At 38.7% G+C, this 23,425-nt stretch carries 17 protein-coding genes and 1 pseudogene; 12 read left to right on the top strand and 6 right to left on the bottom strand.

Going from position 1 to position 23,425, the window contains the following annotated elements; translation table 11 throughout:
- The first annotated feature begins 702 nt into the window (after positions 1-702).
- A complete protein-coding gene (locus tag RFX69_RS11300; protein WP_289332522.1) occupies positions 703-1,266 on the top strand; it encodes a TetR/AcrR family transcriptional regulator in 564 nt (187 codons plus the stop codon).
- Positions 1,267-1,426: 160 nt separating this feature from the next.
- Positions 1,427-1,666 carry a hypothetical protein gene (locus RFX69_RS11295; protein ID WP_001989555.1) on the top strand — a complete coding sequence of 80 codons (240 nt, stop codon included), beginning with the start codon at positions 1,427-1,429 and terminating at the stop codon, positions 1,664-1,666.
- 34 nt (positions 1,667-1,700) lie between these two features.
- On the opposite strand, the pseudogene RFX69_RS11290 reads toward RFX69_RS11295, so the two are convergent.
- Together RFX69_RS11290 and RFX69_RS11285 are read right to left on the bottom strand one after the other, a co-directional pair.
- Positions 1,701-2,386: pseudogene (locus RFX69_RS11290) on the bottom strand (pirin family protein).
- A gap of 245 nt (positions 2,387-2,631) precedes the next feature.
- Positions 2,632-3,600, bottom strand: coding sequence for a threo-3-hydroxy-L-aspartate ammonia-lyase (locus RFX69_RS11285; protein ID WP_086266815.1), 969 nt, complete (start codon positions 3,598-3,600; stop codon positions 2,632-2,634).
- Positions 3,601-3,853: 253 nt separating this feature from the next.
- On the opposite strand from RFX69_RS11285, the gene RFX69_RS11280 reads away from it, so the two are divergent.
- Positions 3,854-4,477 carry a transcriptional regulator gene (locus RFX69_RS11280; protein ID WP_000528173.1) on the top strand — a complete coding sequence of 208 codons (624 nt, stop codon included), beginning with the start codon at positions 3,854-3,856 and terminating at the stop codon, positions 4,475-4,477.
- On the opposite strand, the gene bauF is transcribed toward RFX69_RS11280, so the two are convergent.
- Positions 4,474-5,334 carry an acinetobactin utilization protein BauF gene (bauF, locus tag RFX69_RS11275; RefSeq protein WP_216116374.1) on the bottom strand — a complete coding sequence of 287 codons (861 nt, stop codon included), beginning with the start codon at positions 5,332-5,334 and terminating at the stop codon, positions 4,474-4,476. The genes RFX69_RS11280 and bauF overlap by 4 nt on opposite strands.
- Positions 5,335-5,725: 391 nt before the next feature.
- On the opposite strand from bauF, the gene basA reads away from it, so the two are divergent.
- Positions 5,726-7,573, top strand: a complete 1,848-nt coding sequence (gene basA / locus RFX69_RS11270) for an acinetobactin non-ribosomal peptide synthetase subunit BasA (RefSeq protein WP_289332521.1) — start codon at positions 5,726-5,728, stop codon at positions 7,571-7,573.
- A gap of 70 nt (positions 7,574-7,643) precedes the next feature.
- Here basA and basB read toward each other — a convergent pair whose 3' ends face one another.
- Positions 7,644-9,674 (bottom strand): acinetobactin non-ribosomal peptide synthetase subunit BasB, encoded by a 2,031-nt coding sequence (basB, locus tag RFX69_RS11265; protein ID WP_289332557.1) that lies wholly within the window; start codon positions 9,672-9,674, stop codon positions 7,644-7,646.
- A gap of 499 nt (positions 9,675-10,173) precedes the next feature.
- On the opposite strand from basB, the gene RFX69_RS11260 reads away from it, so the two are divergent.
- The 6 genes from RFX69_RS11260 (at position 10,174) to RFX69_RS11235 (ending at position 16,348) form a co-directional block, all read left to right on the top strand.
- Positions 10,174-10,305: a hypothetical protein gene (locus RFX69_RS11260; protein WP_001218004.1), complete on the top strand. Its 132-nt coding sequence runs from the start codon at positions 10,174-10,176 to the stop codon at positions 10,303-10,305.
- Positions 10,305-11,246: a ferric acinetobactin ABC transporter permease subunit BauD gene (bauD, locus tag RFX69_RS11255; RefSeq protein WP_289332520.1), complete on the top strand. Its 942-nt coding sequence runs from the start codon at positions 10,305-10,307 to the stop codon at positions 11,244-11,246. The genes RFX69_RS11260 and bauD overlap by 1 nt, the downstream gene beginning before the upstream one ends.
- Positions 11,246-12,193 (top strand): ferric acinetobactin ABC transporter permease subunit BauC, encoded by a 948-nt coding sequence (gene bauC, locus RFX69_RS11250; RefSeq protein WP_289332519.1) that lies wholly within the window; start codon positions 11,246-11,248, stop codon positions 12,191-12,193. Before bauD ends, bauC begins: the two co-directional genes overlap by 1 nt.
- Positions 12,190-12,960 (top strand): ferric acinetobactin ABC transporter ATP-binding protein BauE, encoded by a 771-nt coding sequence (bauE, locus tag RFX69_RS11245; protein WP_000582122.1) that lies wholly within the window; start codon positions 12,190-12,192, stop codon positions 12,958-12,960. The genes bauC and bauE overlap by 4 nt, the downstream gene beginning before the upstream one ends.
- A gap of 6 nt (positions 12,961-12,966) precedes the next feature.
- Positions 12,967-13,935: a siderophore-binding periplasmic lipoprotein BauB gene (gene bauB, locus RFX69_RS11240; RefSeq protein ID WP_001104131.1), complete on the top strand. Its 969-nt coding sequence runs from the start codon at positions 12,967-12,969 to the stop codon at positions 13,933-13,935.
- An 85-nt stretch (positions 13,936-14,020) separates the two neighbouring features.
- Positions 14,021-16,348 (top strand): TonB-dependent siderophore receptor, encoded by a 2,328-nt coding sequence (locus RFX69_RS11235; protein WP_289332518.1) that lies wholly within the window; start codon positions 14,021-14,023, stop codon positions 16,346-16,348.
- Between the two features lie 69 nt (positions 16,349-16,417).
- Here RFX69_RS11235 and basC read toward each other — a convergent pair whose 3' ends face one another.
- Positions 16,418-17,728, bottom strand: a complete 1,311-nt coding sequence (gene basC, locus RFX69_RS11230) for a putative histamine N-monooxygenase (RefSeq protein ID WP_000717757.1) — start codon at positions 17,726-17,728, stop codon at positions 16,418-16,420.
- 47 nt (positions 17,729-17,775) lie between these two features.
- Complete coding sequence (gene basD, locus RFX69_RS11225; RefSeq protein WP_289332517.1) at positions 17,776-20,718, bottom strand: acinetobactin non-ribosomal peptide synthetase subunit BasD; 2,943 nt, start codon at positions 20,716-20,718, stop codon at positions 17,776-17,778.
- Positions 20,719-20,879: 161 nt separating this feature from the next.
- Between basD and basE the strand changes: the two genes are divergently transcribed.
- Together basE and basF are read left to right on the top strand one after the other, a co-directional pair.
- A complete protein-coding gene (gene basE, locus RFX69_RS11220; RefSeq protein ID WP_000744374.1) occupies positions 20,880-22,508 on the top strand; it encodes a (2,3-dihydroxybenzoyl)adenylate synthase BasE in 1,629 nt (542 codons plus the stop codon).
- A gap of 17 nt (positions 22,509-22,525) precedes the next feature.
- The gene (basF, locus tag RFX69_RS11215; RefSeq protein WP_001018273.1) at positions 22,526-23,395 is read left to right on the top strand and encodes an acinetobactin biosynthesis bifunctional isochorismatase/aryl carrier protein BasF; all 870 of its coding nucleotides are present in this window, start codon (positions 22,526-22,528) and stop codon (positions 23,393-23,395) included.
- Positions 23,396-23,425 lie beyond the last annotated feature (30 nt).

The following is a 23,425-nucleotide window of genomic DNA, read 5'->3' as shown; positions in this document are numbered from 1 at the left end:
AAAAGTGTCAACACACCCTATAATTAATTGAATTAATATTTCTTGGTCACCCTATAATGTTGAGGACAGTCTTCTTAAAAGCTGTACTATCATATTCCATCATCTTACCCCCCTTTATAAACCCCTCTTAAACAATAACTTACTCATTATTTAGCCTTACTTTTTTAATGATCTAAATTAAAGCAAATGTCATTTTGTGTGCTTGACTGCAATAAATGTGAAGCTTATCCTTTGCCTGCTGGCCACATTGCCAGTCGGTTTTGACGAACCGTTTCACACGAGTATCAGAATTATTCCTTCTGAGGGATAGTTTTGGGCAGCTCTTCGTCTCCCTCTCGTAGCGGTAGGACGGAAGGGGGACACCTTCGGGTGTGCTGGCCTCGTGTGACCAGTTCGTCAACCCTCTTTCGTTCTGCCACCATAATTTTAATGCTTTGGCAGAACTCCCAATAAAAAGGAGTTGGCTTTGCACATCCATTATTTCTTGGCAGCCTTTGCCAAAAGCTATAACGACACCACATAAACTTTAAAACAGTTTGAGGGCTATTAGCGCTTTCAGGCTTTAAATCGTCACAACCAAAAACTTAGCAACTATAAAACTTGAGATGTGCCAAGCACAGTCTTTATAGGCTTTGCTGTGCCTTTTTTTCTCCCAAAAAAGTATCTCATTTACAAACAACAAGAATTTATAACGGTAAAACTATGCCAAATTTAGTTCTCCCAACACGTGCCTTATATGTTGTAAATAAAGCGATTGATCTGTTTCATCACCGTGGGTTTCACCTTATTGGCGTTGACAGAATAGTGAGAGAATCAGAGATTACAAAAGCGACTTTTTATAATTACTTTCACTCTAAAGAAAGGCTTATTGAAATCTGCCTCATGGTGCAAAAAGAAAAGCTCCAAGAACAAGTGATCGCAATGGTCGAGTATGACTTAAGCACTCCTGCAATAGATAAACTCAAAAAACTTTATGACTTACATACCGATCTAGAAGGGCCGTATTACTTATTATTTAAAGCCGTTTTTGAGATTAAAAATAGTTATCCCAACGCTTATCAAACCGCAGTGCGCTATAGAACATGGCTAAAAAATGAGATTTATAGCCAGCTTAGAACACTAAAACCCGATGTCTCTTTTACCGATGCCAAACTATTTTTATATATGGTGGAAGGCACAATCATTCAGCTTTTAAGCTCTGGTGGGGTAAGCGAGCGGGAGAGTGTGTTTGAGTGTTTTTTACGAGGTCTAACTACATGCAAATGAAAAGTTTAGGGTTGTGCCAGTAGCGGCTAAATACGAGTCATAAGAAAGGGGGCTGTGCTGTACTTATCAAAAAATAACTTGTTTATTCAGCATGGCTCCTTTAAATAATGAAAGAGAAAAACAACAATGATCTCTATAGCTGTATGAAGGAGGACGTTATTTGAAGTTATTTATTGTGATATTTATTGCCATTTTTTCGAGTATTGGAATCATTTGCTTAATCGCATTACTCAGAAATTCAAAAAATTATTCACCATCGGGTGAGCATGATTATTCAGCTTCAACACATTCACCACACCACCATATTTACGATAACAGTCACCATAGTTCTCATTCATCAAATGATTGCTCATCATTTTCCGACTCAGGCGGATGTGATGGGGGCGGTAGCAGTGACTAAAAAGCCCTTTCATATAAAAGGGCTTTTAAGCAGTTTAAGGTAAATCAAACCAGATAAATTGGCTGTCTTCATTTGCATGAATCACGGCATTATCTTCAAAGACCAGAGCATCACCCGCTTTCACTTCGTACTCACCAATACGGACTTCACCTGAAATTACATGAACGTAATTTACTCGTTTTGAAGTCTCAACTGGCAGTTCACGACCTTTTTCAAGTACAGCAGATTTTACCTCTGCATCTTGGCGAATATGCATTGGTGCATTTGCATCAGGCCCTGCAATTAAATGCCATTCGTTAGGTTGATTACGTGGGTCCAAACTAATTTGCTGATAATTTGGCTCGGCTTCTTTTACATCGGGAATAATCCAGATTTGTAATAAGTGCACTGGCGTATCGGTGTTATTAATCTCACTATGAGCGACACCTGTACCGGCACTCATAAGTTGCCATTCACCTGCTTTAATCTGGCCTTCTTTCCCATGGTGTCACGGTGGGAAATTGCACCATCAAGCACACAGGTTAAAATTTCCATATTGTCATGCGAGTGAGTGCCGAAACCGTTGTGGGCATCGATTCGGTCATCATTAATGACTCGAAGTGCACTTACCCCCATATATTTAGGGTTATACCAGCTACCAAACGAAAAGCTATGATAAGACTCTAACCAGCCTGCTTTAACATGACCACGATCTTCACTACGATGCAAATAAGCATTCATGACTCGATCTCCTCAATTATTATTTATCTCTTAAGGAATATGTTAAACCTGTGGGGTAAAGCTAAAAATAGAGTAGATGCAACATATTGTTGCATTTTTAAGATGATTAAGATTTTTATAAATATTCGTTTTAAATTTTAGATATAAAAAAAGCCTGTATAAAGCAGGCTTTTTTTAAAAGACATTACATATAAATGCCTACCTATAAGGCTTTAAAAGAAATTATAGATAGACACTGAGTTTGATTAAGCAGATAAAAACTCCGCGTATTTAGAAATATCGACATTGCCACCACTAATAATAATGCCGATACGTTTGCCTTTTAACTCATGTTTTAAATTACGGGCAGCCGCAAATCCGAGACATCCAGTCGGTTCGACCACCATCTTCATTCTTTCAGCAAAGAACTTCATAGCGTTGATGAGTTCTTCGTCTGTGACCGTCAAAATATCATCAACTTTCTGTTGAATAATAGGAAAGGTCAATTTGCCTAAATATTGAGTTTGCGCGCCATCGGCAATGGTTGGTGGGGTATCAATATGAACAATTTCGCCTTTTCTAAAAGACATTTGCCCATCATTTCCTAGCGCAGGTTCAACGCCATATATTTTACAGTTCGGAGAAAGCTGGCGAGCAGACAGGGCAGAACCTGCCAACAAACCGCCGCCACCTAAACATACAAACAGGTAATCTAAATCACCGACTTCTTCAAATAACTCTTTAGCAGCCGTACCTTGACCTGCAATCACATGCGGATGGTCATAAGACGGAATTAATGTCAGACCATTTTTTTCGGCAATCTCTTTTCCAATTTTTTCCCGATCTTCCGTATAACGGTCAAATTCAACAATATTGCCGCCGTATTCTCGCGTTGCTGCCATTTTTGCAGCAGGTGCATCTTTAGGCATGATAATGGTTGCTGGAATACCAAGAATTTTTGATGAAAGCGCAATGGCTTGTGCATGATTTCCCGAAGAAAAAGCAACTACACCTGCTTTCTTTTGAGTCTCATTAAATTGCAAAAGTGCATTCATGGCACCACGAAATTTGAAAGCGCCTACACGCTGAAAATTCTCACATTTAAAGAACACTTCTGCTTCAAATTCATTGTTCACCGTACGTGAAGTTAAAACAGGAGTTTTATTTATAAAATCTTTTATACGTTCAGCAGCGGCTGCGACATCTTCATAAGTGGGAAGGGTTAAATTTTTCATAATTAAACCTGATTCTATTCAATGTTTTCGGATGCAAGATTTCGTATTGCCAAGGAAAGCACAATCTATTGACCTTGTTTAGATAAAATATATATATTTAGATAAAATGTCTAATTTATTTTTTAATTTGATAACAATGAGATATAAGATTTTGATTTACATTAAGTTTAAAATTAGATAAAAAGTCTAAATTACTGTTTGTGTACTTCACTCTAGGGTTTGAAACAGTAATTAAGTCATTAGGAGAAATACATTGGGCAATCGTGATAAACATTTACTCACTCAACTTGATACTATCGCGAAAGGGTTAAGTGAAACACTAGCGCCTTTTTGTGAAGTGGTTGTCCATGACTTAACCAATCCTGAGCATGCCATACTTTCAATACACAATAATTTATCAGGCCGAAAAGTTGGAGATCCGGCAACTGAGTTGGGGCTGGCAAGAATTATGTCTCCGGAGTTTCCAAACCTTATTACAAACTATGCTAACCAGTTTGCAGATGGTCGCCCTGCAAAAAGCACCTCGATCGGCATTAAAGATGAAGAGGGCCAGTACGTAGCCGCTTTATGTATGAATATTGATTTAACCTTATTTAGAGGGATGCAAAGCGCTTTAGAGCATTTCACTAAAATTGAAACTGACAACATTATTGAAAACTTGGAACCGAATGGCACGGAAGCAATTCGAAGATATATCGATCAGTTTGCTTCAAAACATGCCACTACACCGCGTATGCTAAAACTCAATGAGAGAAAGCAATTAATACAAGAACTCAAGAATAATGGTTTATTAGAAATTAAAAAGGCTGTGGAAACGGTTGCCCAACATTTAGGTATATCCAGAGCCAGTGCCTATTTGTATGTAAAAGAAACTTAATTTGCCAAATCGAGGTCATCATATTCGTTCAAGGTCTTACCTTGCTGAATATGTTCCTGATAATGTTGAGCACGCAATTTGTCTAACTCTGAACTTGATATGCCATCTCTCCAATAGCCAGCAATGCGCACGTCATTTTTATTTAACTGTTGGTCTTCTAGAAAAAATTGACGTAAGGCTCTTGCTTCGTTGCGTTCGCAAGCTGCCCAAATCGTAATATTTTCATAATTTTCTAGCGCAAATGCTGCTTTTAAAAGAAGGCCTTTCTGTGACGTGTGATGTTCTTTATAGAACGAATGAATTTTGACATGTTCAATTTCGGGTAATTGACTAGCAATATCTTTTTCAAAACTTTCAATGAAAATATCCGCACTTATGCCGAGTTCCCATTGCTTGAGTATTGAATATAACGCGGGTACAGCCGTATCGTCGGCAAACATGACCACATGCTTTTTGGCTGTGAAATTGGGAATGAAATGGGGGCGGGGACCAATAAGCCCGATTTTTGTACCCACTTGAGCCGAATTAAGCCATTCCATTGCTGGGCTTAAATCTTCATGTTTAACAAAATCAATTTCGATTTGAGCATTTACAGGGTTAAATGAACGGACCGTATAGACGCGTGAAATGGGTTGTCCCTCTGGCGGATTGTTCACAATTAAACGAATTGCCAAATTGGGAGCTTGCCAAAGCTCTGGTTGTAATGTGTTGATTTTTCCTTGAATTCTTACAATAGAAGGATACGGCGTCTGGATCGAGACAATAGTCATCTCAAGCTGTTCCATATCTTGTAAATGGTCTTTTTCTTTTAGTAAGTCGCCATATTCTTGTTTCGATTTTTCTGCAATTTTTGTCATATATATAACCCAAGCTTAATGATTACTATAGAGCGCGATAATTGATATAGATGTAACCTCTCTATGGCTACGATAACCAAGTTAGCTCTTAATGTAAATAATAATCATTATTAATTGTGGGTTTTAGACGATAGAATTAGTTCACTAAACGACTAAACCGAATAGAAAAATTATTTTATTATTTTGATATTTATCATTTTTTATTAATGTCTTTTAAAAGAAAGAAATTGATATTTCTCTTAATAGTAATTGTAAATGATTATCATTTATATTATTGTGCTGGGGTATCTATTATTCAAACAAACAGCGATGAAAACGACATTTTTATAACTTTGTTTTGAATATTAGGTTGGGTGGTATTGCATAAAGAATAGGGTGAGGACCAAGATAAATGTTAAAAGATTTGAGTCAAAATTTAGGGCAAACGAATGATAAAAATAACAACGTAGAAAATTTCTTAAAGCGAATTTATGAAAATATTTTTGAGCAAAATTCCAATCGAACAGCACTCATTTTTGAAGACCATAGCATTAGTTATGCTGAGGTAGGGACTCAGGTCGCCAAAGTTATGTATGCGCTAAGAAAGCAAGACTTGGCGACAGGGTCGGTGGTGGCAATTTGCCTGAGAAAAAGTCCTGAGCATATTTATACAGCTTTAGCATGTGCGCTCACTGGCATCATTTGGCTACCTGTAGATATGGATTCTCCGCCATCGCGACTGAACTATTTATTGACGAATAGTCGGGCAGATGTTGTGGTGAGTGACTCATTTATTGCAGGTGTACAAATACTAAATATTAACGAGATTTTATCGGCTACAACTGAGTACAAACCGAGCTTTAATGCCGAAATTAACCGACTTCCGGCATATTATTTATATACTTCGGGAAGTACAGGAACTCCGAAGTGTGTGGTCTTAAATAACCAAGCGACAGAAAACACGCTACAACAGACGATCTCGGAATGGGAAATTACTGCTGACGATGTAATTATGGCGGTAACACCGTTTCATCATGATATGTCGGTATTTGATATATTTGCTGCAATGGCAGTGGGTGCAACTTTGGTGGTTCCATCTTTTGAGCAAAGTAAAAATGCCGTTGTCTGGGCCAATTTAGTAGATCGTTGCAAGGTTACAATTTGGAGCAGTGTGCCTGCCATTGTCGATATGCTGTTCAGTGTAGCTCAAAAAGAACAACTACAGTCTTTGCGTTTAATTGCCCAAGGCGGCGACTATATCAAGCCCTCACTTATAGCGAAGTTAAGACAACAATTGCCTAACGCTCGTTTATTTTCATTAGGTGGGCCTACCGAGACCACAATTTGGAGTATATGGCATGAAATAAATGAGCAAGATCAGGAAATTATTCCGTATGGGAAAGCTTTAGAAAATAACCGTTATTTTATTTTGGATGAAAATCTGAAGCCTTGCCAAATGGGCGAGGTCGGTACCATGTATATGACTGGCCTGAATTTATCGAATGGTTATTTACTTGATGGGGAAATTAATTATAAAGATTTCATTGATATTCAAGTGAGCGAAAATGAAACTCAAACTGCTTTTCGTATGAGTGACCAAGGGTATTTTAGGGAAGATGGAAATATTATTTTTGCTGGACGTGAAGAAGGTTATTTAAAAATAAAAGGTGTGAGAATCTCTGCGGCCGAGGTTGAAAATGCTTTGATGAAGAACCCGTATATCCATAACTGTGTGGTGATCAGTTGTGTACATCCAACAACTGAAACTCAAGAGTTAGTCGCCGTTTATACCCTAGAAAATAAATATAAAACTACTCGCCTAAATAGCCCTGAATTAAAGAACTTCTTAAAAATACATTTGCCGAGTTCACATATTCCTTCGAAATATTTGGCCGTCGAAACCATACCTTTGACCCGAAATGGAAAAATTGATCGTAAAGCTGTGCAAGAAATCGCTCAGGGGAAAATTTATGTATCTTCTACGTTGTCTGCAAACTCTTCTAAAGCATCGTCATCAGTAGCTGAAGTGGGGGATTCGGTTTTATCGGTTTTCCGTGAATGCATAGCTGACAGCCAAGCTGAAAAAATGGATATTTTTTATAGAAGTGAAATATTAGATATAGGGATTCGTCCGAAACAACTCATGAGTATTGCTCAGAAACTTTCTCAAAAGCTCAATACAGAAATTGATTTTTATACGCTAGTTAGCTGCAAAACAATTCAGGATGTGGTGAATAAAGTAGAGCAGCAAATAAAATAGAAAAATTGAAATGTGCTTAAAAGCGGAGTTGAGTTGTTTGCTTTTAAGCACATGGTTGGTTTTAGGGCAACTAGATTTGAGCTAAGGTTGCCTTAATTTTTTCGCAAATACTTTCCACTGTTGTAGTCGGGAAGCGGTGAGCCTGATACGTAATAATCATGCTTAACTGATGCTGTTCATCAATCACATTTTCCATAATTTCAAAATGTAACCCGAACATCGATTCATCACGTTCCGGCAAGATCTGACGATAAGGAAGGTCTTGTCCCTGAGGTGTTTTAAGCGCGCCGTTTAAAGCATTATTTGAATGGATATGAATAAACACATCAAATAACAGTCCTTCATCGGCACGCATTCCTAATGCATTTTGAATATGGTTGATTGGAATATCTGCATAGGCCATCGAGGTATTAATCATTGTGCTGATATTGTGGAGCAATGATTGGAATGAATCTGAAGGGCTAAACTGTGTGCGATGCGCCACCATGGTTGTAAAGTAACCCACCGTATCAAAAAACTCAGGATCAGTTCGTCCAGAGGCAGAAGTACCAATCACAATATCTTTTAAATTACCTTGTTGCTGTAATGCATGGGCGATAGCAGTATAGAGAACCGTGAAAATAGAAGAGCTGTGTTGTCTCGAAAATGCGAGAAGCTTTTCATGCATTTCTGGTGCAAATTTAAGTTCGAGCCATTGGACTGGAGGTTTTTCCTTTTCAGCATTTAATTCATGTTCCGAAACAGGAAGGTTTAGTCCTTTGGTTGCTCCTCTTAACAGGTTAGTCCAATAATTTAGATGGTCTTGGTTAATACCTTGTTTTTGCTGGAGTAAAGAAAAATCAAGAATGGATTGGGCGGGTGCTTTCCAGTTTGGGGCTTGAGCATTTGAGCGAGCAAGATAAGCATGCGCAAGGTCAGCCATAATGGTATTTAAAGACCATTCATCAATCACCATGTGGTGGACTAAAAACGATAGAGTTTGGCGACCTTTGGCATTTCGAATTAAACGAATTCTTAAGGGAAGTTCACGGGTTAAATCAAATTTATATGAAGCTTCACTGGCAAGCGTTGCATCGTGACTTTCGGCACTGTTCCAAAACCATTTGAATTGTTGAAGTTCAGACGTAGGAACAACCTGCTGATAGGTTTGACCATTGGCGCTATTAAAAATTGTGCGTAAACCTGCATGGCGCTCAACAATATCTGTAAAGGCTTGTAAGAAAACATCTTCATTAATTTCTTCAAGGAATTCTACGGCAAATGGTAAGTTATAAATTGGGCTAAAATCGAATGCAGAATAAGCTTGCCACAGGAAATCTTGAGCTAAAGTAAGCGGGGCTTGATCGACACTTTGTAAGGTAGTTTTTTCAGTTTTTGCAGTTTTAACGAAAGCGTATTGAGCTAAATCGGCAGCAGATGGAGATTTAAAGAAATCATTAAATTGAATCTCAATTCCATGTTTATTGAGTAGGTTTCCAATAATTCGCGTTGCTAATAGTGAATGGCCGCCAAAATCAAAAAAGTCATCATGTTGGCTCATTTCTGGTTCAGCGAGCGTACTTCGGAACTCTTCTAAAATAATTTCTGACACATAGTTTTGGTTAGCTTGTTCTGGCGCTTTTGTAGAACTTACATCTAGTTGATTTGAGATATCAATTTCTGTCAGCACCAATGGCATATTATGTGGTGAGTTTTGTTGATAACGATTTTGTATGGCCTGAATGAAATCTGACTTTTGATAGCTTTCATCGAGAATCGGGTGGAGCGCTAAAATAAGGAAATAGTCTTGTTCAGTTTCTACGAGACTTGTAAAAAAAGGGGGATGAAATTCTGCATTCCATGATTGCGCTTTTAAGGTAGCGACCTGCTCAAATACTTGTTCTGCATTGCTCTTTTTAACTTCTAGGCAAGCTGAATGGTCATCAAATGGATACTTGTATAAATCACCTTCGTCACTAAATGTATAGCGAACATTTAAGTCAGGTGTAGTTTTAATGATGTCTTGAATTGCTTTAGTGAGCAGTTGAATGTCTAAATCTTGATTAAGTTTCCACAGATTAAAACGTCGGTTAACTTGTTCAGGCTGTTGTAATTGCAACATCCAGATATGTTCTTCGTAATCAGTAACCGAAAGGAGAGAGGGCGATTTGGAAAATTGTTCCAACATAAATGAATCCTGATTTATCAAATGGCTATTTTCATCAATTTTTATTTCGCAAATTTTTTACATTAGATTAAATTTCATATAATTCATAATGTTATAGATTTGCTTGTTTGCAAAAATTGACCTTTTTCTAATGAGCTGATGTCCACATGAACTGTACTGATGTAACAGTAGGGTTACATTTTACCTTTAAACATACTATAATTGATTCTCATTTACATCAAGATTATTATTTGCAAGTAGATGGTACCAATTGAGAATGACGAATTTTTAAAATAGAAAATAAATAATAAGTGATTGATTAATATTTATTTAATTCGAAATTGGTTGGGCAAAAATAATTTAAAGATGAAAAAATGCTCCTCGGAATAGGACTGTGATTTTGCCTATTCAAAAGGAACTGAGTCTGTTGTCTCGATAAAATTGAGGAATTTTCATGAGAATATTCAATCATGAAAGGCTAATAAGCCCATCAAATGTTGAACAAATTTTCCCTCGCTTTGGTTTGATGGGATTAAATTTGCAATTTGCATCGGCTTTATTACGCTCAAGTGGGGCACGCCACTGATGCGATTTGGCTTATTCTGTATTTTTATCATTTTATGTATTTGCTCGTTATTGCTCGGGGCTGAGCAAATACAGTGGTCTACCATATTTTCTTTTTCTCAGGAGAGTTGGCTCACTCTTACAGCCAGCCGTATTCCTCGTTTAATTACTATTGTGCTTACCGGTATCGGGTTGGCGGTATGTGGCGTCATCTTGCAGCATATTGTGCGTAACAAGTTTGTTGAACCGGAAACATCGGGTGGTTTAGATGCTGCCAAACTGGGAATTTTAGTGTCATTAACTTTAGTTCCGGTAACCAGCACGCTGAGCAAGATGATATTTGCGATCATTTTTTGTTTTATTGCCAGCTTAATTTATATCGCAATTATTCGCCGGATCCGTTTTAGAAATACGGTTTTAGTACCGGTTATTGGCTTGATGTACGGCAGTGTACTGAGTGCCTTAGCTGAGTTTTATGCATATCGCTTTAATATTTTACAAAGTATGCAAGGGTGGCTTTTAGGAGATTTTTCAAAAATTGTCCAAGGTCACTATGAAGTTATTTACATTATTTTTCCGATTGTTGTCCTGACTTATCTTTTCGCACACCGCTTTACCGTAATTGGTATGGGGGAAGAGATGGCATCTAGTTTGGGACTCAGTTATGCAGCTATAGCCGCCATTGGTTTGATACTGGTTGCCATTACAGTTTCGACCACAGTAATTACGGTTGGTGCTATTCCTTTTGTCGGGCTCGTGGTCCCTAATTTAGTCGCACTGAAATACGGAGAAAACTTAGCTAAAACCTTGCCCATTGTGGCTTTAGGTGGGGCGTCTCTATTACTGATTTGTGACATTCTTGGCCGCTCGATTATTTATCCATTTGAAGTGCCGATCGGACTTACCGCAGGTGGTGTGGGGGGAATTATTTTCCTCATCCTCATTTTGAGGGAGTTCAGATAATGCGTATTACAAAGCTATGGATGATTTATCTGATTGTCGTCTGTCTAGCAGTATGTTTTTTATTTTTAAACTCAGGGTTAGATTTTGATTATGTCATTCCTAACCGACTTCTGCGTCTTGCCACGATTGTGATAGCCGGTATTTGCGTTGCTTTTTCCTCGATTGTTTTTCAAACATTGGTCGGTAATCGTATTTTGACCCCTTCCATTATGGGCTATGAAGCGATTTATCTCTTATGGCAAGTTTTGTTGTTGTTCTTTTGGGGGACACATGGATTAAGTCAGTTAGGGGTAAATGGTAATTTCTTTATCTCTATCGTTTTAATGCTGCTTTATTCGTGGGTAATCCATAAGTGGTTATTGCCATATGGCAGAAATGATGTCTTTCTCCTGTTGCTTTTAGGGTTAGTCCTTACGATGGTCGTTGGGACGATTACTCAATTTATTCAACTCAAAATTAATCCTGGTGAATTTTCTGTTTTCCAAGGCCTTAGCTATGCTTCATTTAATCGCTCTCAACCAGAAACTTTATTGTATGCCAGCTTAGCCGTAGTCATTGTTCTATTTCTCGGTAGGAAAGCGCTCCCTGTTCTGGATGTTCTGATTTTAGGGCGTGAGCAAGCGATTTCATTAGGCATTCATCATCACCGCTATGTCAGTTTCTATTTAGCCCTGATCGCTATTTTGGTTGCGGTATCTACCAGCCTGATTGGCCCGACAGTATTTATGGGCGTATTCATTGCCAACATTACTTATGCGCTAACAAGAAGTTATAAGCATAAATTAACGCTGCCCATGGGCTGTGCCATCACGATTGCCATATTTATTGCTGCTCAAATTTTAGTTGAGCACGTTTTTAATTACAAAACGACCGTCAGCATTTTGGTCAATCTGGTATGTGGCATTTACTTCCTTGCGCTGACGGTTCGTACCCGAGGTGTTGCATGATTCATGTCAAGAATATCAATAAGTCATATGGAAATAAGCCAATACTGACTGACGTAAATGTTGAATTTCCTACAGGTCAGGTGACGTCACTCATTGGCCCAAATGGAGCCGGAAAATCGACTTTGCTCATGATGATGGCACGTTTAATTGAGCCGGATAAAGGCGAGATTTTTCTTAATCATCAAAATATTGCGGGTATTAAAACCGCTGTTTACGCCAAGCATGTCGCGACTTTACGTCAAGCACCCGGCTTTAATTTGCGCTTAACCGTAGAAGAGCTGGTTTCATTTGGACGCTTTCCTTATAGCCGTGGTGTTTTAACCGAGCAAGATCGTCAGGTGGTTGATGAAGCTATTGAGTTTCTTTCTTTAGAACCACTGCGCAAATCTTACATAGATGAAATTAGTGGTGGTCAAAGGCAAATGGCCTTTTTGGCGATGACGATCGCCCAGCAAACAGACGTACTTTTATTAGATGAACCCTTAAATAACCTTGATATGAAACATGCCGTTCAAATTATGCGTGCACTCAGACGCTTATGTGATGAACAAGGGCGCACTGTGATTTTAGTCATTCATGACATCAATTTTGCCACGAATTACTCGGACCATATTGTCGCGCTCAAGAACGGCAAGCTTCATTTCAGTGGGTTAACGGAACAAGTGATTACAGAGGCGCAATTAAATGATCTGTACGAGCTTGATTTTGAAATTACATACAGTGAGCGTGGCTGTATGTGTAATTACTTCAACTCATCTGGAGCTTGAATACATATGAACTGGAAGAAAAAGTATGGGGGAGTAGCCCTAATCATAGCGGCAGCTGTCACTCTACAAGCATGTGATCAAAAAGTTGCAGATACCACTCAAGCTTCTCAGAAGCTAGCAGAACCGATTACGGTAAAACATGCGCTTGGAACTACGGTGATAGACCATTTACCGCAACGCGTTGCTGTACTTGATATGAATGAAGCTGACTTTCTAGATCAACTCAATGTCCCGATTATGGGAATGCCAAAAGATTATGTTCCACACTTTTTGGAAAAATATAAAAAAGATGCACAAATTCAGGATTTGGGTGCAATTGTACAGCCCAATATGGAGCGGATATATGCATTAAAACCAGACCTGATTTTGATGACGCCATTACACGTTAATCAATATCAGGAACTGTCAAAAATTGCCCCGACCATTCACTACGATATTAACTTCAACAACAGCGAGAGTAATCATATTGGTCTGGTTAAAGACCATATGATGACCTTAGGAAAAATATTTAATAAAGAAGACTTAGCTCGCCAGAAAGTTTCTGAACTTGATGAACAGGTGAAGCAAGTACAAGCCGTAACGGCCAATCGCCCAGAAAGAGCATTAGTCGTTCTTCATAACAATGGGGCATTTAGTAATTTTGGTATTCAGTCACGCTATGGCTTTATTTTTAATGCCTTTGGGGTAAAGCCTGCAAGTGGAGTGGTGGATACAAGTCTACATGGACAACCTATTTCGAGTGAATTCATCAAAAAAGCGGATCCCGATATTCTTTATATCGTGGACCGAACTGCTGTGATGGAACATCGCTCAAACATTAATGCTGCCAGTGTTGAAAATCCATTATTACGTCAAACCAAAGCATGGAAAAACGGTCGTGTCATTTTTGTCGATGCCGATGCGTGGTACACCACGGCTGCAAGCCCAACCTCACTCAAAATAGTGATGGAAGATGTGAAAAAAGGCTATCAATAAATTTTTGGGCACATCACTTAGTTAAGTTTTACAGCATAAATTTTCACTATTTTGCTATGAATTTTAAGCAGATAGTTAATAAAAAATGAATCACAACATTAAAGGTCTTTCAATGAACAACGTTAGCGATAACCGTAATTTTAAAACTGGGAATGATCAAAGAATTAATCACCGTTCTTTTGTATTAAATGGTATTGCATCTGCACAAATGGCCCTTCGATTAGGCTATGCATTAGGCACTGTATTTGTTCTATGTGCATCAAATACCTATGCTGCTGTTATTGATAATTCAACAAAAACTCTAGAACAACAACAGGCTGCTCAAACAAATGTCGCAGCTTTACCCGCAATTACCGTAAAAGCTGAACAAGATGATACTTATGCGGGAGGACAGGTTTCGTCGAAAAGCTCAGTTGGCTTTTTAGGTAATAAAACCGCTATGGAAACCCCGTTTAATACCATTGCGTATACAGAAAAATATATTGCAGATCAGCAAGCGAAAGATATCACCGATGTGATTGCAAAAACGGATCCATCTATTTTTTCAACTGGCGCTTACGGCGTAATTGCAGAAAGTTATGCTATTCGTGGATTTAGATCAAGTTCTGTGGCTGCTGGCCGCGATACTTCTATGGGCGGATTATATGGTATTGCTCCTTTATACCGCGCTTCACCGGAAATGTTTGAACGTATTGACGTGTTAAAAGGCCCTTCAGCAATGCTAAACGGAATGCCTCCAGGTTCAACTTTAGGGGGAACAGTTAACTTGGTTCCGAAACGTGCAGGAGATGATCCCTTAACTCGTTTTACAACGACGTATATGTCAGATTCACAATTCGGAGGCCATCTGGATATTGGGCGTCGTTTTGGTGAAAACAAAGAGTTTGGTGTGCGGTTCAATAGCGTATATCGAGATGGTGAAGGACCGATTAAAGAGCAGGAAAAAACCACTCATCTATTTTCACTTGGTTTAGATTGGAGAGGCGACAATGCACGACTTTCAGCCGATTTATATACTAGCCGTGACCATGCTGACGGTATAAATCGTGGTTTAACCATTTTACCGGGTGTCAATTTACCCAAAGCGCCAAATCCCGATACTTTATTGAACCCAACGTGGACGGTCTATAACACGCGTGATACGGGAGGTATGATCCGAGGCGAGTATGACTTAAATGATAAGTGGATGGCGTATGCAACGGCAGGTATGAGTAAAACAGAATATAACACTTTAGGTGCTGCTAAAACTGAAATACAAAATGAAGCGGGAGATATAAAGTTTAATATTGCACATTTAGGTTTCAAATATGAACGTAAATCTGCTGAAGTGGGTTTACGTGGTAAATTTGATACAGGTGCTGTAAAACATGCTCTGGCATTAAATGCAACACATTACCGCGAAACGGATGACGAAGCTGGTATTAGACAAGGATTTCCTGAGGGAGATCGTGTAACTAATATTTATAATCCGAATTGGGGCAGTAAACCGAACCGCGTTCCTATTGCACCTATTTTTAGTAATAAAGAAAATTTAACAAGTGTTGGCTTAGCCGATACGATGTCGGTTCTCCAAGATCAAGTCCAATTAACCTTAGGACTGCGTTATCAAAATATTGTCACCGAAAGTTTAAATGGGCAGGGCGTCCGAAATATTAACGGTCGTTATGATAAGAACGCTATTACACCTGCAGCTGCAATTTTGGTAAAAGCAAATGATCATGTTTCATTATATGCAAACTATATTGAAGGATTAAGCTCAGGGGGAACCGTACCTACCGGACAAAACTACGAAAATGAGGGGCAAATATTTTCTCCTTTTAAAACTAAACAGATGGAAACCGGAATTAAAATTGACAGCGGTAACTTCACCAATACGTTTAGTGTATTTCAGATCAAATCTAGAAATTCGTATGTAATTAAAAGTACCGATGAAAAAATCAAATCTATTTATGGCGCTGATGGAGAACAACGTAATCGCGGAGTTGAATGGGGCTTTTATGGTTCACCTGTTGACAGTATTCGTGTAATGGGAGGATTAACTTATATTGATCCTAAAATTACAAAAACCAGAATTGCAAGCGAGTTTGGAAATGTTGTTGCCGGTGTTCCAAAAGTGCAAGCTAAGCTTGGTATTGAAGGTGATGTGTCGTATATCCCTGGCTTAACTTTGACTGCCAATGCGACAGCTGCGTCTAAACAATATATTTATAATGATAATTCAACCTCAGTGCCTGGACGTGAAGTGTACGGAATTGGCGCACGTTATAATACGAAAATAGCTCAATTTCCTGTCACTATTCGCGGGAATATTGATAACCTCACCAATAAGTCATATTGGTCAATGCCTCAATTTACAAGTTTAATGCTTGGTGCACCACGTACTTATTTATTATCTGCCACAATTGATTTTTAATTTGATCTAAAAAGAACATATAAAAAAACTGCCAAATTTGATTTGGCAGTTTTTTTATTAAGCGTTTTTTTATTTTGGTAAACCATAATGCTGGAAAGAAGACTGTTTAGGAATTCGATAAGCATTACGCCCCAGTAATTGATTAATAATGACTGAGTTTCGAGTTGCTCCAATCCCTAAGTCAGGAGAACCAACGCCTTGCTGAAAAATCTCGGCATTCTGAATGAAAATTCGACCTTGTCCCTGATCACAACGTAAAGCCGTAAAGTCTTCCTGAACAATACAATCATTTTTATCATCAACCGCTAAAATAGAACCTTTCATATTTTGGAACCATTCAGGCCAATCATGAACATAGCCTGTAGCTGCGACAAGGGCATCAGTTTCTAATTCGCAACGTTGATCGAGTTGGGTATGCAAACAGGTTAAACGCAGAGAACCCGATTCAAGTTCTTCAACCGATTCAACTTCGCAGCTTGTGTATAGGCTTAAACCGGATTTCTCACCAGCCACTGAACGCTCATAAAGCACATCATATATATCGCCAATGGTTGAGAAGCTAATCCCTTTATAGATCAGGCCCTGACTAGCAGCAATGTCACGACGTTTATCTCTAGGCAGGCTTTGGAAATATTGCATATATGCAGGGGTAAAACATTCTTGCCCAAGTTTAGAATATTCCATTGGGTGAAAGCCGGCAGAACGTGTGATCCAACGAATAGATGCGCCTGCTTTTACTTGTTCTGGTGTAAGTGAATTAAATAAAGCAAGCACACATTCTGCTGCACTCTGGCCCGAGCCAATAACCGTGACCTGTTTACATTGCTTGAGTTGTTCCTGAATTTTTGCAAACTCCGCTGAATGTTTTACCAAAGGGTGTTTGCATGTTTCCAGCCATTTAGGAATTCGAGGTTTAGTTCCAATACCAATCGCCAGATTTTGGCTTATATATTTTTGTTTTTCGCCTGAGGCTGATTCACTTTCTATAATAAATTTATCCAGCTTGGCGTCATATTCCACATGGCTTACGTTTTCTCCAAATCGACAATCGGGTAATTGTTTTGAAGCCCAACGGCAATAATGGTCATATTCACGGCGTGGAATTAAAAAACTGTCGTAATAATAAAACTGATGCAAGCGATCATGTTGATGTAAATAATTAATATAGCCTAAGGGATGGCAAGGATTGGCCATAGTAACCAAGTCGGCAAAGAAAGGAACTTGTAATGTCGTACCTTGCAATAGCAACCCTTCATGCCATCGAAATTCTGGTTTACGTTCTAAAAATACGCTTTTGATTTCGGGATGATGAGACAAAAGAGCAGCTAAACCTAAGTTGAATGGCCCAATACCAATTCCGGTAATATCTATTTTTTTCATGTTTATACTTTATCTGTTTCCAAAATGATGAAAGTTCAAAATACGAATTAATGTTCTGTTAGTAGTTTCTCTACATCAGCAATATTGCGACATTGAATAAGTTGAACAGGTGAGAGCTGAATCGCGTATGTTTCATTAATACGTTTTGAAACGACCTTTAAATGATGTGGACGTAGCCCGAGATGAGTAAAATGAGTTGAGTTGTCCACTTCCTTATTTGGTGTGTGGCCTATCACTTCTAAGTAAATGTCGAGTAGTTGATTTTGCTGTTTAGCATTATTTTCAAGTGGTATAGATGAATGATCGGACTCATTATTTTTAAAATATGGTCGTTTATTTTGAAGCTCACTGAAAAAATTGCTGAGATCAAAACTGAATATTTCTGAACCAATAATTTGCTTGATTGCTAATTGCAGTGCATCCAAGAAATCGTCAATCATGTTGGGTGGAAATGCTTCTTGGGCATAATCAATATCGAAAATCAAAGCGCCGTCATTTCTTGTGCTAAAGCGAATATCAATTGCGACTTGAGGTGTTTGAGTAAGGCCATCTAGTTGCTGAATAGGATGAGATTCAGATAATACCGGCCATGATAAACCATTTGTAATTACAATTGGCAATACTGGAGCAGTGCCAACTTTTTCAAATAGTAGTCGAGCGAGATCAACGCCTGAAAATGAAAGATGCTGTAAACCCTCTAAAACTTCAGTTTGCAAACGGTTTGCTTGTTCAGCAAATTGATCTGAAGTTTTCCACTCAACAGCAATAAACGTAGAGCTATTGGAAAATGGTCCGGCATAGAGGGGAAGTGTAGGAACAGCAACGCATAGAGATTTTTCAGTGTTCCAATGAGATAGCACTTCCAAAATAAGCGCCATGATGACTGAGTTTTTAAACAGTGAATGTTTTGCGCCAATTTTAGACAACTGTTTAAATTGATCTTTTTCTATAACCAGACTATTACGTTGGTAACGTGAAGTCGGTAAATGCTGTAAGGGCGTTTTCCACGGAAGCGCAGGAATAGCCGATAATTTAGAAAATTTTCTTTCCCAGTAAGCCATATCTGCCTGATGAACAGATAAGCTATTTTCAACTTCATTTTTTTCTATTTGAGTTTGGATATCATGTTGTTGTCCATCAAATAGCTCTAACATAAGTGAAGCTATAGATCGGCCATCTAAAATCAATGCATCAAAGCGGACAAAAATCGTTAATAGATTATTTTTTAATAAAAATACGGTGATATTCCAAGGCGACTGATTTAAATCAAATAGCTCATGCGTATAACTATTTTTATAGGATTCGATGTGGTGAGAAGCACGTTCAGGTTCCCATGTAGTTAGGTCTATTTCTTTTAAATTGACACTCACTTGATCGCTTACATATTGTATTAACCTATTTTTATCAATATAGGTTCGTAAGCTGTCATGCCGCCGTACCATTTCTGCCAATCGTTGTCTTAATAAAACAATATCCATTTTGCCGTGATACTGCCTAAACTCTTGCATGGCAACACCACCTAAAGGAAGGGCTTGAGTTCGACCTAATAGATAAGCTTGCTGTAATGCATTTAATGGTTTTTGAGACGTACGATCTGACGAGGTATTTTGTGCTGAGTTTATAATTTGTGTATTCAGTTGATCAGGATGTGCGGCAAGATTTTTAAGTAAATGAATGAAAGATTCAAATAAATTTGTGGTCCATTCTTTGGGTAGAGCATCTAAACGGATATCCCAATTAACTAAAATACCGTCATCTACATGAGCAACTTGAGCATCAAGTGCAACTTGCGGCCCTTGTGAAATGACCCAATTCATTGAGCCAAAAACACGGCGGACACGTTCGGAAAGCAAATTATCGTTTTCTAAGTCGAGTGCCGCTGTAAATACCACTGGAGCAATCTGTGCACTACCATGATAACGGGACAGGTCACGTAGAACATTCACACCCGAATAATGTGAATGCTCTAATAACTCAAGCATTTGATTTGCTATTTGTTTGCAGAATGCAGCTAAGGTTGTTATTCCTTTCATATCGACATCAAGGATGACTAAATTAGCAAAATCACCAATAGCGCCTTCGACATTTTTTAAAACCGGCTCACGCCAAAAAGTAGGAATATTTAATCGGAAGCTATGATCTTTGGTTGCATGACCAAGCGTATAGGCAAATAGACCTAATATCAGATTGGTCACAGTAATGCGTTGTTCTCTAGCAAGTTGTTGTAATGCTTTTCGTTTTTTTGGCGATAACCACGTACTTAAACGATCACTTTTTGCTGTTTTGAATTCTTGATGAATGAAAGGTAGAGACGGAGCAGGACTAATATGAGGCAGACGTTGTTTCCACCATAAGCGGTCTCGTTGGTTTAATTTTTTTAGGTCAGGGTCCGTCCGTATTTTCTGATACCAGTCAAAAAAATTAGGCGGACGGGAGAATGATATTTCTGGGTCTTCATAAAACAAAGAAAGATCTTCCATTAAATTCAAGAAGCTGGATGGATCTATAGCAATCATGTCCGTATCTACATGAAAACGAAAAATATTATTTTTAAGAACACTTACAGAAAATCTTGCAGTTTGGCCCTGACTTAAATCAAGTTTTTGATGGGTCCATTGCTCCCGTTTTTGCATGAGCATTTGCTCAATTTCATGATCGCTAAGCTTTGAAAAATCATCGACTTCTAATATCTGTTGAGCCTTCTCAGCCATGATGTTTGCGATGCCATCGGCACTCAAACTTAATCTCAAAATAGGGTGTTCTTTATAAAGTCGTTGAAGTGCTAAATGTAATTTTTGTAGATCAATAAATTGACCGTCAAATTCTGCATAGAGATGGGCAGCAACCCCACCTAAAGTTGCGTTGCCAGAGCGACCAAACCAGCAGGCCGCTTGCATCGAAGTTAATTCACACATTGAACGATAACTCGGTTGACAAATTAATCTTGTTTCAGCATCATACAAACAAATGAAAATGATTACCAGTTGCATTTGTTAATCATTTCCAATTTTGCTGTGAATATATAGCTTGTCCGTCTTAAGAGTTTTCTTTTGTCGGTATTCAAATTAAATATTTATGCCGATATGTAAGAAAATTTACCAAGAATCAATAGCTTGATAACCATTAAATTAAATTGAATATTTAGAATGTCATGAAAAAACAGTTGATTGAGTTTGTTCGCTGGTCTCCAGAAAGAGCGCAACACTATCGAAATAAAGGTTATTGGATTGACCAACCTTTGACGCGCATTTTAACGGTAGGGGTTCAATCGCATCCGCATTCGCCGGCAATTATTTGTGGTGAGCGTCAGTTGAGTTATATCGAGCTGGACCGGCTATCAACAAATTTAGCTTCTCGACTAGCTGAAAAAGGCTTGGGCAAGGGTGATACTGCTTTAGTACAACTTCCCAATGTTGCGGAGTTTTATATTGTCTTTTTTGCCTTGCTTAAAGCAGGCGTGGTTGTGCTCAATGCGCTATATAGCCATCGCCAATATGAACTAAATGCCTTTATTAAACAGATTCAACCTAAGCTTTTAATTGGTTCGCGTCAGCATGAAGTATTTAGCAATAATCAATTTATTGATTCACTTCATGATGTAAATTTAAGTCCTGAAATTATTTTGATGCTCAATCATCAAGCTACCGATTTCGGACTATTAGACTGGATTGAAACACCAGCAGAGACCTTTGTCGATTTTTCATCTACACCTGCTGATGAAGTTGCTTTCTTTCAGTTGTCAGGTGGAAGTACGGGAACACCAAAACTTATTCCACGCACGCATAATGACTATGACTATAGTGTGCGAGCCAGTGCCGAGATTTGCGGTTTAAACTCAAATACCCGGTTATTATGTGCTCTGCCAGCTCCGCATAACTTTATGTTGAGCTCACCTGGTGCATTAGGTGTTTTACATGCAGGTGGATGTGTTGTTATGGCACCAAATCCTGAACCGCTCAATTGTTTTTCTATTATTCAAAGACATCAAGTCAATATGGCATCTTTAGTGCCGAGTGCTGTCATTATGTGGCTAGAAAAAGCCGCGCAATATAAAGATCAAACTCAGTCTTTAGAGTTGCTTCAAGTAGGTGGAGCAAGTTTCCCTGAATCTTTAGCCCGTCAAGTTCCTGAAGTTCTCAATTGTAAATTACAACAAGTATTTGGAATGGCTGAAGGCTTGGTCAATTACACCAGACTAGATGACTCCGATGAGCAAATATTTACGACACAAGGGCGTCCTATCAGTTCTGATGATGAAATCAAAATTGTGGATGAACAGTATAAAGAGGTTCCAGAAGGTGAAATAGGGATGCTTGCGACTCGGGGACCTTATACCTTTTGCGGTTATTACCAAAGCCCTGAACATAATTCACAGGTCTTTGATAAGGACAACTATTACTATTCAGGCGATCTCGTGCAGCGTACTTCGGATGGTAATTTACGTGTAGTAGGAAGAATTAAAGACCAGATTAACCGTGGTGGTGAAAAGATTGCTTCGGAAGAAATAGAAAAACTTATTCTTTTGCATCCAGAAGTTATGCACGCAGCTTTGGTCGCAATTGTTGATGAACAATTCGGTGAAAAAAGTTGTGCCTTTATTGTTTCTCGGAATCCTGAACTTAAAGCTGTTGTGCTCAGACGCCATCTCATGGAGTTAGGTATTGCACAATACAAACTTCCAGACCAGATCAAATTAATCGAAAGTTTGCCACTGACTGCAGTCGGTAAGGTGGACAAAAAACAACTTCGCAGCATTTTAAATACATCTACAACATCTTAATAAATATTGAGCAGCATATGGCTATTTCAAAAATTTCTACTTATCTCATGCCCAAACGAGAGAGTTATCCAAATAATAAAACAGACTGGCAATTAGATCCTTCTCGAGCAGTTTTATTAATTCATGATATGCAGCGTTACTTTTTAAATTTTTACGATGCTGAAAGTGAATTAATTAAAACGGTTGTTAATCATTTAGTTCAACTAAGAACTTGGGCACATCAGAACAATGTTCCTGTTGTCTATACAGCACAGCCTTATGAACAGCCAGCGGCAGATCGTGCATTACTGAATGCCATGTGGGGGCCGGGTTTACCAGCCTCAACAATCGATCAGCAAAAAATTATTGATCAACTTTCTCCTGCTGAACATGACATTGTCTTAACGAAATGGCGTTATAGCGCGTTTAAACGTTCGGATTTGCTTGAAAGAATGCAAAACTGGAATCGTGATCAGCTCATTATTGGCGGTGTCTATGCCCATATCGGGTGTATGGTTACGGCAATCGAAGCCTTTATGAGTGACATACAACCCTTTCTGGTTGGGGATGCAGTTGCCGATTTTTCAGAAGAAGAACATCGCTTAGCTTTGAAATATGTGTCTTCACGTTGTGGTCAAGTCGTGGATACCGAATCTGTAGTGGGGCAGGTGGCAACAGGCATTACACGACCTTGGCTAGAGCAAAAGGTCCAGCAACTGATTGAAGAAGATGAATTAGATCCCGAAGAAAACCTGATTCTTTATGGATTGGACTCATTACGAATTATGCAGTTTTCTTCGGAACTCAAAGCACAGGGAATCAATATTAGTTTTGAAGAATTAGGACGCACACCCACTTTATCAAATTGGTGGTCATTGGTTGATGCACGGCAAAGGATTGCAGGGTAGAGGGTTGCCATCATAAGGCATACGACAAAT

This window comes from Acinetobacter sp. 148 (genome assembly GCF_031196675.1).
In the GTDB taxonomy this organism is placed as follows: Bacteria; Pseudomonadota; Gammaproteobacteria; order Pseudomonadales; family Moraxellaceae; genus Acinetobacter; species Acinetobacter baumannii.
This window is presented reverse-complemented; position numbering and strand designations above follow the sequence as displayed.

Excerpts from the sequence above, each read along its gene's own strand:
- RFX69_RS11300 (WP_289332522.1), top strand. The coding sequence starts at position 703 with ATGCCAAATTTAGTTCTCCCAACACGTGCCTTATATGTTGTAAATAAA.
- RFX69_RS11285 (WP_086266815.1), bottom strand. The coding sequence starts at position 3,600 with ATGAAAAATTTAACCCTTCCCACTTATGAAGATGTCGCAGCCGCTGCT.
- bauF (WP_216116374.1), bottom strand. The coding sequence starts at position 5,334 with ATGACAAAAATTGCAGAAAAATCGAAACAAGAATATGGCGACTTACTA.
- basA (WP_289332521.1), top strand. The coding sequence starts at position 5,726 with ATGTTAAAAGATTTGAGTCAAAATTTAGGGCAAACGAATGATAAAAAT.
- basB (WP_289332557.1), bottom strand. The coding sequence starts at position 9,674 with ATGTTGCAATTACAACAGCCTGAACAAGTTAACCGACGTTTTAATCTG.
- RFX69_RS11260 (WP_001218004.1), top strand. The coding sequence starts at position 10,174 with ATGAGAATATTCAATCATGAAAGGCTAATAAGCCCATCAAATGTTGAA.
- bauD (WP_289332520.1), top strand. The coding sequence starts at position 10,305 with ATGCGATTTGGCTTATTCTGTATTTTTATCATTTTATGTATTTGCTCG.
- bauC (WP_289332519.1), top strand. The coding sequence starts at position 11,246 with ATGCGTATTACAAAGCTATGGATGATTTATCTGATTGTCGTCTGTCTA.
- bauE (WP_000582122.1), top strand. The coding sequence starts at position 12,190 with ATGATTCATGTCAAGAATATCAATAAGTCATATGGAAATAAGCCAATA.
- bauB (WP_001104131.1), top strand. The coding sequence starts at position 12,967 with ATGAACTGGAAGAAAAAGTATGGGGGAGTAGCCCTAATCATAGCGGCA.
- RFX69_RS11235 (WP_289332518.1), top strand. The coding sequence starts at position 14,021 with ATGAATCACAACATTAAAGGTCTTTCAATGAACAACGTTAGCGATAAC.
- basC (WP_000717757.1), bottom strand. The coding sequence starts at position 17,728 with ATGAAAAAAATAGATATTACCGGAATTGGTATTGGGCCATTCAACTTA.
- basD (WP_289332517.1), bottom strand. The coding sequence starts at position 20,718 with ATGCAACTGGTAATCATTTTCATTTGTTTGTATGATGCTGAAACAAGA.
- basE (WP_000744374.1), top strand. The coding sequence starts at position 20,880 with ATGAAAAAACAGTTGATTGAGTTTGTTCGCTGGTCTCCAGAAAGAGCG.
- basF (WP_001018273.1), top strand. The coding sequence starts at position 22,526 with ATGGCTATTTCAAAAATTTCTACTTATCTCATGCCCAAACGAGAGAGT.